This window comes from Reyranella sp. (assembly GCF_004296935.1).
In the GTDB taxonomy this organism is placed as follows: Bacteria; Pseudomonadota; Alphaproteobacteria; order Reyranellales; family Reyranellaceae; genus Reyranella.
Window position 1 is genome coordinate 1 of sequence record NZ_SCVH01000162.1, and the last position, 12234, is coordinate 12234.

The 12234-nt window shown below is 66.4% G+C and carries 12 protein-coding genes and 1 pseudogene; 6 read left to right on the forward strand and 7 right to left on the reverse strand.

Annotated features, from left to right (window positions below):
• The 3 genes and pseudogenes from EPO55_RS26170 to EPO55_RS23625 all read right to left on the reverse strand — a co-directional run.
• A pseudogene (locus EPO55_RS26170) lies at positions 1-146 on the reverse strand (hypothetical protein); the annotation flags it as partial.
• Positions 112-1074, reverse strand: a complete 963-nt coding sequence (locus EPO55_RS23620; protein WP_296339871.1) for an ABC transporter permease — start codon at positions 1072-1074, stop codon at positions 112-114. The pseudogene EPO55_RS26170 and the gene EPO55_RS23620, both read right to left, overlap by 35 nt.
• A 73-nt stretch (positions 1075-1147) precedes the next feature.
• Positions 1148-2938: a peptide ABC transporter substrate-binding protein gene (locus EPO55_RS23625; RefSeq protein ID WP_296339872.1), complete on the reverse strand. Its 1791-nt coding sequence runs from the start codon at positions 2936-2938 to the stop codon at positions 1148-1150.
• Between the two features lie 138 nt (positions 2939-3076).
• Here EPO55_RS23625 and EPO55_RS23630 point away from each other — a divergent pair, with 138 nt between their 5' ends.
• On the forward strand, positions 3077-3826 hold the full coding sequence (locus EPO55_RS23630) for a glucose 1-dehydrogenase (protein WP_363719793.1): 750 nt from the start codon (positions 3077-3079) through the stop codon (positions 3824-3826).
• 1 nt (position 3827) lies between these two features.
• Entirely contained in the window at positions 3828-4430 is a 603-nt protein-coding gene (locus EPO55_RS23635) for an NUDIX hydrolase (RefSeq protein WP_296339876.1), read from the forward strand.
• Between the two features lie 56 nt (positions 4431-4486).
• Here the strand turns inward: EPO55_RS23635 and EPO55_RS23640 are convergent, their stop codons facing one another.
• The gene (locus tag EPO55_RS23640; protein ID WP_296339877.1) at positions 4487-5527 is read right to left on the reverse strand and encodes an alpha/beta fold hydrolase; all 1041 of its coding nucleotides are present in this window, start codon (positions 5525-5527) and stop codon (positions 4487-4489) included.
• A gap of 187 nt (positions 5528-5714) precedes the next feature.
• On the opposite strand from EPO55_RS23640, the gene EPO55_RS23645 reads away from it, so the two are divergent.
• The 4 genes from EPO55_RS23645 to EPO55_RS23660 all read left to right on the forward strand — a co-directional run bounded on the left by EPO55_RS23645 (position 5715) and on the right by EPO55_RS23660 (position 8265).
• A complete protein-coding gene (locus EPO55_RS23645; protein WP_296339879.1) occupies positions 5715-6635 on the forward strand; it encodes a LysR family transcriptional regulator in 921 nt (306 codons plus the stop codon).
• 354 nt (positions 6636-6989) lie between these two features.
• Positions 6990-7379, forward strand: a complete 390-nt coding sequence (locus EPO55_RS23650; protein WP_296339881.1) for a DUF2946 family protein — start codon at positions 6990-6992, stop codon at positions 7377-7379.
• 62 nt (positions 7380-7441) lie between these two features.
• A complete protein-coding gene (locus tag EPO55_RS23655; RefSeq protein ID WP_296339882.1) occupies positions 7442-7927 on the forward strand; it encodes a copper chaperone PCu(A)C in 486 nt (161 codons plus the stop codon).
• Between the two features lie 116 nt (positions 7928-8043).
• On the forward strand, positions 8044-8265 hold the full coding sequence (locus tag EPO55_RS23660) for a hypothetical protein (RefSeq protein WP_296339884.1): 222 nt from the start codon (positions 8044-8046) through the stop codon (positions 8263-8265).
• A gap of 16 nt (positions 8266-8281) precedes the next feature.
• Here EPO55_RS23660 and EPO55_RS23665 read toward each other — a convergent pair whose 3' ends face one another.
• The 3 genes from EPO55_RS23665 to upp form a co-directional block, all read right to left on the reverse strand.
• Positions 8282-11005, reverse strand: a complete 2724-nt coding sequence (locus tag EPO55_RS23665) for a tetratricopeptide repeat protein (protein ID WP_296339885.1) — start codon at positions 11003-11005, stop codon at positions 8282-8284.
• Between the two features lie 97 nt (positions 11006-11102).
• Positions 11103-11498, reverse strand: coding sequence for an MAPEG family protein (locus EPO55_RS23670; RefSeq protein WP_296339886.1), 396 nt, complete (start codon positions 11496-11498; stop codon positions 11103-11105).
• A 32-nt stretch (positions 11499-11530) separates the two neighbouring features.
• Positions 11531-12169, reverse strand: coding sequence for a uracil phosphoribosyltransferase (gene upp, locus EPO55_RS23675; protein WP_296339887.1), 639 nt, complete (start codon positions 12167-12169; stop codon positions 11531-11533).
• Positions 12170-12234 lie beyond the last annotated feature (65 nt).

Here is a 12234-nt window from a genome sequence, read left to right on the forward strand (position 1 = left end):
ACGACGCCGCTTGCCACGGCAAGCCTGTGGCGGCGGAAACGGCGCCAAGCCTCCTGCCATGGCGACGTCGGGCCGCGCTTGCGCGGCGCGGCCGCGACGGACGCCGGCGCGTCAGCGGTAAGAGATGCGGGGGTCGAGCCAGCCATAAATGATATCGGCCAAGAGGTTGAAGAAGACGACGAGACAGGCGATCACGAATGTCACGGCCATCACGACCGGGGTGTCGTTGGCGAGCATCGCCGAGATCAGCAGCGAGCCGATGCCGGGGACACGGAAGATCTGCTCGGTCACGATGGCGCCACCGAACACGATCGGCAGCTGCAGTGCCACCAGCGTCACCACCGGGATCAGCGCGTTGCGCACGACATGCTTGGTGATCACCTTGCGCTCGCCGATGCCCTTGGAGCGTGCCGTGGTGACGTAGTCGAGCTTGATGACGTCGAGCACCGAGGAGCGCACGAAACGCACCAGGGAGGCGCCCTGGAACAGGCCCAGCACCATGACCGGCATGATCGACTGCTTGATATGCTCCCAGTAGAACTGCCAGCCCGTGGCGTCGATGTTGGCGCGATAGACGAAGGGCAGCCAGTCGAGCTGGATCGAGAACACCAGGATGAACAGCAGGCCGGTGAAGAAGGTCGGCAGCGAGAAGCCGACGAAGGCCAGCGTGTTGGCGATCTGATCGAACAGCGAATAGGGCCGGGTAGCCGCCAGCACGCCGACCGGCAGGGCCACCAGGATGGCGATGATCTGCGAGGAGCCGATTACGATCAGCGTCACCGGCAGGCGCTGCAGGATCAGCTTGTCGACGTCCATGCGGCTGACGAACGAAAAGCCCCAGTCGCCTTGCAGCATGGCAACCAGCCAATGCAGGTAGCGGGTCCATACCGGATCATCGAGGCCGAACTTGGCGCGCAGTGCCGCACGCACCTCGGGCGGCACCGCCGGGTTGGTCGCCAGTTCCTCGAACGGATCGCCCGGCGCCATGGCCAGGACCGCGAACAGCACAAGACTGATCCCGAGCAGACTCGGGATCATGATCAGGATCTTGCGGATGACGTATTGACGGGACAATCGATGCCTATTGCGAAGATCGAGTCATCCCGGGCCTACGGCCCGGGATGACACATGTTCAACTGCCGGCTGCCTAGGCTTCCTTGTACCAGTCGGACAGGTCCCAGGTGTTGTTGTCCCAGCCGCTGATGCTGGCGTTGAGCTTGGCGCCCAACGCCGACACGGTCGGCCGCTGCACGATACCGAGCACCACGCCGTTCTGGACCGCCATGTCGTTCATCTTGATGAACAAAGCGGCGCGCTTGACCGGGTCGAGTTCGTTCTCGGAGGCGCGGAAGAGCTTGTCGTACTCCTCGTTGCGCCATCGCGTGATGTTGCGGCCCTGCCATTTGTTGTCCTTGGTGGCGACCTCCCACGAGGTGAACTGGTTCATGAAGAGTTGTGGGTCCGGCTGCGACATGGTCGTCGTGTACATCTGCAGGTCGCAGTAGAACTTGGTGTAGGTGTCCGGGTTGGCGACGTCGGAGGAGAAGAACACCGACGCCGTCACCGACTTCAGCTCCATGTCGATGCCGGCCTTCTGGGCCGCCTGCTTGATGATCGCCTGGGTCTTCTGCCGCGGCTGGTTGATCGACGTCTGATAGACGAACTTCAGCTTCTTGCCGTCCTTGGCACGGACACCGTCCGAGCCCTTCTTCCAGCCAGCCTTCTCCAGAATGTCGGCCGCCTTGTCGACGTTGAACTCGATCGGATTGGCCTTCGAACGGAAGCGCGGCGGGTTGTTCAGGAAGTCGCGCGTCGCCGGGCCGGTACGGCCGTAGATGTGCTGCTCGACCGACTTGCTGTCGATCAGCAGCGCGATCGCCTGGCGCACGGCAGGATCGCTGAGGGTCGGGTGCTTGGTCTTGATGCTCGAACGCTCGCCGTCGACCTCCGTCCACGGATCGGTGGTGTTGAGCTGCATGTGCTCGATATTGCCGCCCGGCGTGACCGCGACGCGGCCCTTGCCGCCCTTCTCGAGGCGCGACAGGATCTCGTCCTCGACCTGCATGTTCCAGGCGAAGTCGAACTCGCCGGTCTGCAGCACGGCACGCGCCGCCGAGATGGCATCGCCGCCGCCCTTCATTTCGATCGAGTCGAAATAGGGCTTGTTGGCCTGGTGGTAGTTCGGGTTGATGACACCCATGACCATGTCGCCAGGCTTGAAGTCCTTGAACAGGTAGGGGCCGGTGCCGACGGGCTTGAGGTTGGTCGGTGCGTCACGCGACTTGGCGCCGATGTAGTCGGCGAACAGGTGCTTGGGAATCAACATGCCACGCGTTCCGACCAGGGCGTCGGCCCAGAACGGCGTCGGCTTGGCAAACTTCACGACCACCGTGTACGGGTCGACCTTCTCGACCACGACGTCCCTGTAGGAGCCGATGGTAACCGCGGCGGTCGCCGGATCCTTGGCATATTCCCAGTTGAACACGACGTCGTCGGCCGTGAACGGCTTGCCGTCGTGCCAGGTCACGCCCTGCTTCAGCTTCCAGGTCACTGACTTGCCGTCAGCGGACAGGCCACCGTTCTCGCGGCTCGGGATCTCGGCCGCCAGCTTGGGCTTGAGGTTGCCTTCGGCATCCCACGCCGCCAGCGGTTCGTAGAACAGGCGCGAGCCGTCCTGGTCCTTGGTGCCGACCGCGAAATGCGGATTAAGAAGCGTCGGTCCCTGCCACCACAGGACCTTGAGCGGGCCGCCGCCGCCGCGCTTGGTCGGCTTGTAGGTGTCCTTGGCCTGCGCCATGGCCACGCCCGAATGGACCAGAAGCTGGGTGGCGAAGGGTGCGGCGATGCCCACCGCCATCATTCGCTGCACGAAGCCGCGTCGCGACAATTTCCCGGCCTTCACCTTCCCGATCAGGCCACGCAGTTGATGTTCGTTCATCACATACCCCTATAAGTTCCCAGGCCTTCCCCTGCCGCCCTCGCTATCTTGCAAGATGCATGCAACTCTTGATCAGAACAGGCTGTAACGCCGCCGTCAACGACGGCCCGGCCTCAAAGGGGAGGAAGCGGAATGCGGATGACGGGCAAAGTGGCATTGATCAGCGGCGCCGCCGGCGGCATGGGAGCGGCGACGGCCCGGCTGTTCGCCGCCGAGGGCGCCAAGGCGGTGATCGTGGCCGATATTCTCGACCGGGAGGGCGAGGCCGTCGTGGCCGAGATCGGCAAGGCCGGCGGCCACGCCTCCTATGTTCACCTGGACGTCACCGACGAGGCCCAATGGAAGGCAGCGGTCGAGGGCGCGGTGGCCGCGCACGGCCGACTCGACGTACTGGTCAACAATGCTGGCATTTCGGGTTCGGCCGAGGCCGACCTCTACGACACCGCCGCCTGGAACCGCCTGATGGGCATCAATGCCACCGGCGTGTTCCTCGGCATGAAGTACGCCACTGCGGTCATGAAACAGGCAGGCGGCGGTTCCATCGTGAATCTATCGTCGATCTCCGGCATCGTCGGCCAAGGCTATATCCACGTCGGCTACAATGCCTCCAAGGGCGCGGTCCGGCTGATCACCAAGGCCGGCGCCGCCCAGCACGGCAAGGATGGCATCCGGGTCAATTCCGTGCATCCCGGCCTGATGCCGCCGATGCGCACCTCGGGCCGCACCGCCGACCCGGCGATGCGGGCCAAGACACTGAAGGGCGTCCCCATGGGCCGCGCCGGCGAGGTCGACGAGGTTGCCCGCGCCATCCTGTTCCTGGCCTCCGACGAGTCGTCCTATGTCACCGGCGCCGAGCTGGTGGTCGACGGCGGCTGGACCGCGGTCTGACATGTCCGACGACAAGAAACCTGCCGTCGCGCCGTGGCAGGTCGTCGAGTCGAAGGACACTTATCGCGACGAATGGCTGGCGCTGCGCAGCGACACGGTGCGGCTGCCCAACGGGCGGATCCTGTCGCCCTTCCACATCGTCGAGTTGCCCAACTGGGTGAACGTAATCGCCCTCACCCGCGACCGGAAAGTCCTTCTGATCGAAGAATACCGCCACGGCGCCCGGCAGACGGTGCTGGAACTGCCGAGCGGCGTGATCAATGGCACCAGCGAGCCGCCAGCCGCGGCGATCAAGCGCGAGCTTCTCGAGGAGACCGGATTCGCGAGCGAGGACTGGCATGATCTCGGCTCGTTCTTCGCCAACCCGGCGCGCCAGACCAATCGTGTCCATTCCTTCGTGGCGCTCGACGCACACAAAGTGGCGGAACCCAGCCCCGACGAGGGCGAGGTCTTGCTGGCGCACGAAATGCCGTGGCGCGACTTCCTGGCCGAGTTGGAGTCCGGCCGCCTCGAGCTGCAGGGTTTTCACCTTGCCGCCCTGTGGATGCTGAGGAGCTACATCGCCCGTTCCGCCGATCCCAGGCTCGCCGCACTGCTCGCCTGATCAGCTTCGGCCCTGGGCCAAATCCGGAAGTGGCGACGAGGGCGAGCGAGCCCAGTTTATTGCGTCGCCGACGCGGCTGGAGGTGCTTCTTCGAGGAACTGCTGAACCGTGCGGAAAAGCAAAATGCGGTTGATTTCCATCACGATGAAATGGGTGCCTGCACTCAGCACCACATGGCGCTTCCAGGCAGCATTGGTGAGCAAGGGATAAAGCGTCTGCGCCATATAGGGCGGCGCATCGCGATCCCACTCTGCAAGAACGAGGAGCACAGGTGAGGTGATCTTTGTGGGTTCCCAGTACGCCCTCGGCGGCGTGGCGCCAAAATATTCGAGGCTGTCCTGCACCACACCGTTCGGCGCGCGCAACGACTTGCCCTCGCCCTTGGGATCCGTGGCAAAGGTTGCACTGGCCCACGTGTCGAACCAGCCGGCCGGTATCAGAGAGGCCTTCTTGTCCTCGGGAATGCCCGAGAGCCAACGCGCCAGGGTCTGCTCGCGAGTAACCACGCGGTAGGCCCCCAATTTGGCCTGGACTTGATGGGGCATTGCCGTCGTACGAAGCCAGACAGGCGCATAGAGCACGAGCCGCGCGACCTTGGCCTGGTTTTGCGTGGTGTAGGTCGCGCAAAGCGTAGCGCCCCATGAATGACCGACGAGATTGACCTTCTCCACGCCGCGCCGCTTCAGGACATAGTCGACCACGGCATCGATTGCCTTGACCGCCTCGGTGCCCCGCATGAGCGGTGGATTTTGGTCGGGGGGCAGGTCCATCGCTGCAGGGCGGGTGGACCGCCCATAACCCGGCAGGTCGAGCGCATAGACGTCGAAGCCGCGCTCGGCCATGTAGTCCATCCAGGACTTGCCGGCGACCGGCAGGTCAAAAGTAGAGCTGCCTGGATAGGTGGCTCCGTGCATCATGATGGCGATGCGGTCGCTCTTGAACGTCTGCACGCCCTCCGGCCGTTTGTTGCGGACGAAGATCTGCACCCCGTCACCGTAAGGGACGCGGATGTCCTCCCCGACGACTTTGATGTCCTGGGCGTAAGTGGCAGCGGTCGCCGCCAACACGAGCACGATCGCAATCATGAACCTCAGCATGGCTATTCCCCCGACTGATGAAATGCACCCAACATCGAGCGGCGCTGTGCCCGGCATCGACGTCATCACATCTGCGCGGACACGGCGAGTGATCCGATCGCGAACTCGTTGAAACAAGCGGGCAAGCCTGGATACCATGGGCCGCGATCGGTATGGAGCAGCAAGGCTGCGCGGCGGGCGGGCAAGAATGCATAACCTGACAATGTTCGACTGGAGCGATCTCAGGTACTTCCTGGCGGTCGCGCGGGAAGGCAGTAGCCTGGCGGCAGCAAGGACGTTGCGGGTCAGTCAATCGACCGTCCACCGCCGCCTGGTCGAACTGGAGAAGCGTCTCGGCTGCCCCTTGGTGGAGCGCCGCCCGAGCGGCTACGGGCTCACCGAATACGGCAAAGAATTGCAACCCTACGCGGAGCGCGTCGAGCAGGCTGCGAGCGCCCTTCGGCGGCACGCCGCGACCTTCGACAAGGGCATGAGAGGAACCGTCCGGCTGACATGCTCCACGCCGATGGCGTATCGCCTCATGAAGTGGGAGCTGCTCGACAAGTTCCACCAGAGGTATCCGGACATCAAGATCGAATTGCTCATGACCGAGCGCGTTCTGGACCTCTCGAACGGCAAAGCGGATGTTGCCATTCGCGGCGGAGATATCCGGGAGGAAGCGTTGGTCGGCAAGAAGATCGCCGACGTGCCGTGGGCCGTTTATGCGAGCCGGTCGTATGTCGAACGCAACGGCAGGCCGAGAAGCCCTGAGGACATCAGGAGCCACTGCATCATCGAGTTCATCGACGAGATTGCCGCTCTCGCGGCGGCGCGCTGGCTGCGGTCGAAGGCTCCAGAGGCCCGCATCTCGGGGCAAGCAAGCAACGTTCCAAGCGTGCTGCTCGCAGTGAAATCGGGCGCCGGGCTGGCACTCTTGCCGTCGCACCTCGCCGACCTGGATCAAGACCTCGTACGGGTGATCGGCCCGATTCCAGAGCTCGACTATCCCATATACCTGCTCACCCATCGCGACTTGCGAAAAATTCCCCGCATCGCCGCGTTTTTCGATTATTGCGTCAGCCGGTTGCGGCCTGTGCTGACCGGCGCGGAGCCGAGAAAGACGATCTAGCCGATGCGGCGGCTCGCGCAAGTGCTTCAGACACTTCGTATCCGGGTCCCGGGAACGTCGGCTTTGTGCCAACTCAACAGCTCGGCCGCGATGGCGAAGTGATCGACGCGGCTCGTCAGGCGGCGCAACGGGGCCCGAACTGCATCGCGGCATGGCGGGTGCTGGCGGCGATACTCGCGTTGACCGGAAGGATCGAGGAAGCGCAAACCGCGATGGGAACGCGCAAGGGCGCGCCGACTGCGCCATCAAAGTTGCGCCGGGACTGGCAGCGATCAACGAATTGGAAGACGCGATGCGACACTTTGTGGGAAGACGCGTCTTGTCGCTACTCTCGCAAGCGGCCTAAAGTCGGCCATGATCCGCAGACGCTCCGATTCGGGCTGGCGCGCGACCTCTCTGGCCGCGGCGCTGTTTGCGATCACCCTCAATTTCCTGCAGCCGCTCGCCCACGCCGCCCTGATGCGCGACGGTGGACCTCAAGCCGCGGCAAGGATGTGGGGCGCCTTCTGCCTGCCTGCCGCGGGCCAGGACGATGCCGACGCGCCGCCGCCGTCCGCGGGCAAGAGCCACGAATGCTGCCTCGGTCTCGCGCACGCGCCCGTACTGGCTGAACTCTCCACCGCGTTCGTTCTCGTCGAACACGTTGTTGCAGCCGTCCGCTTCGTCGCGGTGACCGATCCGCTCTCGCCCGTCGGCATCCGCGACGGGCCGAGCCAACCCAGGGCGCCTCCCTCCTTCGTCTGACGTCCGAATAAGCCACGCGCCCCGGCGCGTCCGTGCCGTCGTCTCAGCCGAAGGATATTGCCATGTTGCCGCTCCGCGTTTCCGTTTCCCTGGCCACCCTGCTCGCCGTGGCGGGATTGTTGTTCGTTCCCGTTATCGCCCGTGCCCATGACTACAAGCTGGGCACGCTCGAGATCAGTCACCCCTGGACGCGCGCCACGCCGCCCTCGGCGCAGGCCGGCGGCGGCTTCCTCACCGTCACCAACAAGGGCACGACGCCCGACCGGCTGGTCGCCGCGCGCAGCGGCGCCTCGGACAAGGTCGAGATTCACGAAATGAAGATGGACGGCAACGTCATGCGCATGCGCGAACTCGAGAAGGGTCTCGAGATTCCTGCCGGGGCCACGGTGATGCTGAAGCCTGGCGGCTTTCACATCATGTTCATGGGCCTCAAGGCACCCTTCGCGAAGGACGCCAAGGTGCCGGTGACGCTGGTGTTCGAGAAGGCCGGCAGCCTCGACGTCGAACTCGCCGTCGAGGCCCTTGGTACTGCCGCGCCGAAGCACTGAGACGCAGGCAATCGAGGCCTGTCGGGAGGCCAGATGTGACGGAACTTGCCTGGACTGCGGCGGGAGCGCTCGGCGCGGCGCTGTACTTCCGGAGCAATGCCTGGCCGGCCGGAGGCATGCGCCTACGGAACCTCGCGGCGGCGCTTGCCGCCGTCGCCGCTTCGGCCGCCTTGTGGCTGTTCTTCGGCGGCGCATGGCGCTTCGGGGCGGCCTGGCTTGCCGCCGCCCTCCTGCTGCAATGGAGCCACTTCACGGTCTCGCCTGGCCGCTTCGTGGCACTTCGTGCCGCCGTCGTCGCCGCACTGGTGATCGCCGTCGCCGCCCTGGCGGCCAGTTGACGAACCCGTCGTCGCCCTAGCCGGCGGAGGGTTCGGGCAGGTTGGCCTCTCCGCCCGCGATCACGAGCGTCGCCGCGCGTGGCAGGTCGGCAAGTTCCGCGGCGCGTTCGAACGCCAGGTCGGCGAAGGAGGCGCGCTCGGCCGGGCCGAGCAGCCGCCGCGCCGCCTGTCCCAGCAGACGCGCCGCGTCGTAGCGGAAGTGCTCTTTCGCCAGCCCGGCGAAGACCTCGTCCTCGTAGTGGCCCGGAAGAGCAGCGAGACCGGCCTGCAGGGCCGCGTAAGCGGCGCGCCCTTCGACCGACGTTGCAAGCGCGATGCTGCGATCGACCGCGAACCAGGCGTTGTGAAGCGCGCCGATCTCGGCCAGCACCGCATCGGTCGCGCGCGCCGCGAGATGCGCCTCGATGCGCGCCAGCGCCGCCCTGTCGGCGGCGCGCCTGCCGTGGCGCACGATGTCCTCTTCGAGGTCGCGGACAGCCCGCGGCGAACCGAGACCGGCGGTGACGGCGCGCGCCTCGTCGAGATGACCGTCGTCGATCAGGCGTCGCGCCATGACGGATACGAAGGTGGAAAGGTCGCGGGCCGGCAGGCGCTGGCGTGCCCAGGCCACGGCCCTTTCGGGCCCCAGGAGCGCGCTCGCTCCCTCGGCCAACACTGCCAGCGACTGAAAGAGACCGTTGGACGAGTTCTTCAGGAGCCCGACCGCCTCGCCCGCCCATCTTTCGAAATCTTCGGACTGGCCGGCGACGGCCGCCGCCCGTGCCAGCGCGACGACGGCTTCCAGGCGGTCGAATGAATTGTCCAGCGATCCGGCCAGCGCCGAGGCCTCGTCCGGCGCGCCGACCGCGAGCAGGCCGGCCACCGCGACGTGACCCATATGGCCGATCAGCGGCGAGGAGGCGATGGCGCGAACGAGATCGCCGCGTCCCTTCCCGGCGGCGCGGCGGCAGAGATCGCCGGCGGGCACCGAACGATCAGCCGGCATCGCCTGCAGCAGCGCCCAGGCAGCATCGAGCTCGCCGGCGTCCAGGTGCGCCTGAAAGGTCCAGGCCTGCACGACCGCCGGCTTGCTCTCGCGCACCAGCCGAACCAGAGCCGCGGCGAGATCGGGCCCGGCGATCGAACGGACGGCGTCGTGGAGATCGTCGAGTGCCGCATCGCCGGTCCGCTCGACCACGGCGACACTTCCGGCCTGTGCCACCGCCGTCTCCAGCACCCTCAGCGCCGCAGCGGCGCCATGCGCCTCGCTCTCGACGCGCGCCGCATGGGCATAGACGGCCGCCGCCTCCCATTCATGACGCACGACTCCCGACATGCCGCCCGCCACCTTGAGGGCGCGAGCTACCTCTCCGCCGCGCGCCAGCAGGACGGCGCCCTCGGCACACAGCATCGATTCGTCCTCGTCCGAGCGCGCATGCTGCGCCACGTCGAACAGCAGGCGCACCGCCAGCGCCCAGCGGTCGTCGTCCCGGGGAACAGGCAGGCGGTAACAGAGACCGAACAGCTTGCCATCTGCATGGTGATGGGCGAGGTCGCGCCGGAACCGGGCGAGGCACTGGCGGGCCTCTTCCGTCTCCGACGCATTCTCGCCGAACAGCCGATGGGCGATCCGGAAGGCCTCGGTGAATTGCGCCTCCGCCTGCTGCCAGCGTCCCTGGTCCTGGATCGTCCCGGCGAGATCGATGGCCGCCCCCACCAGTGCGGTCTCGTTGCCGCTTTCGTGGCGGCGCAGCAGCACCACGGTCCGGCGCAGCAACGCCTCCGCTTCAGCCGCATCGCCCCGGCGCCACTGCACCAGCGCGAGCTGACGCAGCGTCCGGCCGAGTGCCGCCGGCGATGCCGGCGTCGCGCGCTCCTGGATCTCGAGGGCCCGGCGCAGCGCTGGCTCGCCCAATGCGAGGTCCATATAGAGGCTCTGGAATCGGCCTTGCTGATAAAGCGCCTCGCCCTGCGCCGCCGACTCCCGGCCGTGCAGCCGGCCTGTCAGCTCGACCAGGCGCTCATGCAGGCGGCTCGCCTCGTCCGGCACATACCAGTGCGCCGTCGTCGCCAGGACGTCGCGGATCTGCCGCAGCGTGGCGGCATCGTCGGCATCCGCCAGGCCGTCGCGACGGGCGAGTTCGGCCCGCATCGAGTCCGATGCCCGCAACGGGTCGAGGTCGATGAACAGGTCGACGACCCGGCGCACGAAGTCGTGGAGCGGCCCGCACGCGACCACGACGCGGCCATAGGCGCGGGCCATCAGGTCGGCGGCCTCGGCCGATCGTCCATCGGCCGCCGCCAACCGGCTCGCGATCACGTCGCTCCAGGCAATCCTCGGATCGGCATCGCCCCCAAGGGTCCGCACTATCGTCCGATAGCGATCGGCCAGTCCCGCCGCCTCGCGGCGCAGTTCCGGCACGCCCTCGCGCGCGTCGATCTCCGTCAGGGCGAGCGCCAGCGCGGCGACGCTGCTGGCCGTGGGCTCTGCGTCGACGCCGCACACCTGCTCGTGAGCGGCCAGCGCCAGGCGGGCGAGCGGCGGCGCCAGCTGCGGCTTGCCGACGTCGATCCAGTGGTGGGCGAAGGCCGCCACCCTGCCCGCTTCCGCTGCGCTCTCGATCAGGAATGTCGCAGGCGTGCCGCCCGGAAAATGATCCAGCACCCAAAGGGTGACCTCGATCTGCTCCGGTTCGCTGAGGGCGGCGTGCCCTTCCGCCAGCAGAACGGCCCACAAGGTCTCGGGGTCAGCTGCGGTCATCGCGTCACTTCGCCGACGCCGCGACTTCCTTCGGTTCTTCCTCGAGATGGAAGAGGCGGCGGCCCGGCGCGGCTTTCCCGGCCATCGTCGGGCGCCGCTACATCGTCTTCAGGAGTTCGATGGCGATCAGCGCCAGGCCGATCACCGACACGAACCACGCCGCCGTGCGCAGCCAGGCGATGCCGGCGACGTAGATGACGGCGTAGGCGACGCGGCCCCAGAAGAAGATCATGGCGCCCATCGCGGTCATGGCGTTGGCCTTGCCGGCCGCCGCCGCGATCAGCACCAGCGCCGCGAACAGCACCAGGTTCTCGACCATGTTGAGATGGGCGCGCTTGGCGCGTCCGGCCCAGCCCTTGATCTCGGGCAGGCCCTCGCGGTTGCCGGCAAGTGTCGGCAATCCGACCGCCTGGTTGGCGCCCGTGGCCGCCACCAGCATCTGGACGAAGCAGAGGATCGTGGAGAGGAGGAGGTACTTCAGGTCGGGGGACATTCGGCGTTGCTCCCTTATCGTTCTCTGGCCGGCTATCTGGTCCCGAAGAGACGGTCGCCCGCATCGCCGAGCCCGGGAACAATATACCCGTGATCGTTGAGTTTTGCATCGATCGCCGCCGCGAACACCGGCACGTCGGGATGAACCTCGGCGAAGGCCCGGGCGCCGGTTTCCGAGCCCAGGATGCAAATGAACTTGATGCGCTTAGCGCCCGACTCCTTCAAACGATCCACAGCGGCGATCGCCGAATGCGCGGTGGCCAGCATGGGATCGCACACCAGCACGTCGCGGTCGGAGATGTCCTGCGGGATCTTGAAGTAGTACTCGACCGCCTGCAGCGTGCGCGGGTCGCGGTAGAGTCCGACGTGGCCCTGACGCGCCAGCGGCATCAGGTCGAGCAGCCCTTCGGCGAGGCCGAGGCCGGCGCGCAGGATGGGCACGATCACCAGCTTCTTGCCGTCGAGCAGCGGCGCATCCATCGCCGCGATCGGCGTTTCGATCTTCTGGTTCACCAGCGCCAGGTCCTTGGTGGCGTCGTAGCCCAGCAGCAACCCGATCTCGCGCAGCAGCCGTCGGAAGTTGGCGCTGGAGGTTTCCTTGTCGCGCATCTTGGAGAGCTTGTGCTGCACCAGCGGGTGCGACACGACATGGATCGAGTGCGGTAGTGACATTATCTTTATCTCCCCAACAAGTCTGTCATCCCGAGCGAAGCGAGGGACCTTTAAGGCCATGAGCA

What these genes read in the sequence shown, in the direction of transcription:
- EPO55_RS23625 (WP_296339872.1), bottom strand. Translation starts at nt 2,938, where the DNA reads ATGAACGAACATCAACTGCGTGGCCTGATCGGGAAGGTGAAGGCCGGG.
- EPO55_RS23630 (WP_363719793.1), top strand. Translation starts at nt 3,077, where the DNA reads ATGACGGGCAAAGTGGCATTGATCAGCGGCGCCGCCGGCGGCATGGGA.
- EPO55_RS23635 (WP_296339876.1), top strand. Translation starts at nt 3,828, where the DNA reads ATGTCCGACGACAAGAAACCTGCCGTCGCGCCGTGGCAGGTCGTCGAG.
- EPO55_RS23640 (WP_296339877.1), bottom strand. Translation starts at nt 5,527, where the DNA reads ATGCTGAGGTTCATGATTGCGATCGTGCTCGTGTTGGCGGCGACCGCT.
- EPO55_RS23645 (WP_296339879.1), top strand. Translation starts at nt 5,715, where the DNA reads ATGCATAACCTGACAATGTTCGACTGGAGCGATCTCAGGTACTTCCTG.
- EPO55_RS23650 (WP_296339881.1), top strand. Translation starts at nt 6,990, where the DNA reads ATGATCCGCAGACGCTCCGATTCGGGCTGGCGCGCGACCTCTCTGGCC.
- EPO55_RS23655 (WP_296339882.1), top strand. Translation starts at nt 7,442, where the DNA reads ATGTTGCCGCTCCGCGTTTCCGTTTCCCTGGCCACCCTGCTCGCCGTG.
- EPO55_RS23660 (WP_296339884.1), top strand. Translation starts at nt 8,044, where the DNA reads ATGCGCCTACGGAACCTCGCGGCGGCGCTTGCCGCCGTCGCCGCTTCG.
- EPO55_RS23665 (WP_296339885.1), bottom strand. Translation starts at nt 11,005, where the DNA reads ATGACCGCAGCTGACCCCGAGACCTTGTGGGCCGTTCTGCTGGCGGAA.
- EPO55_RS23670 (WP_296339886.1), bottom strand. Translation starts at nt 11,498, where the DNA reads ATGTCCCCCGACCTGAAGTACCTCCTCCTCTCCACGATCCTCTGCTTC.
- upp (WP_296339887.1), bottom strand. Translation starts at nt 12,169, where the DNA reads ATGTCACTACCGCACTCGATCCATGTCGTGTCGCACCCGCTGGTGCAG.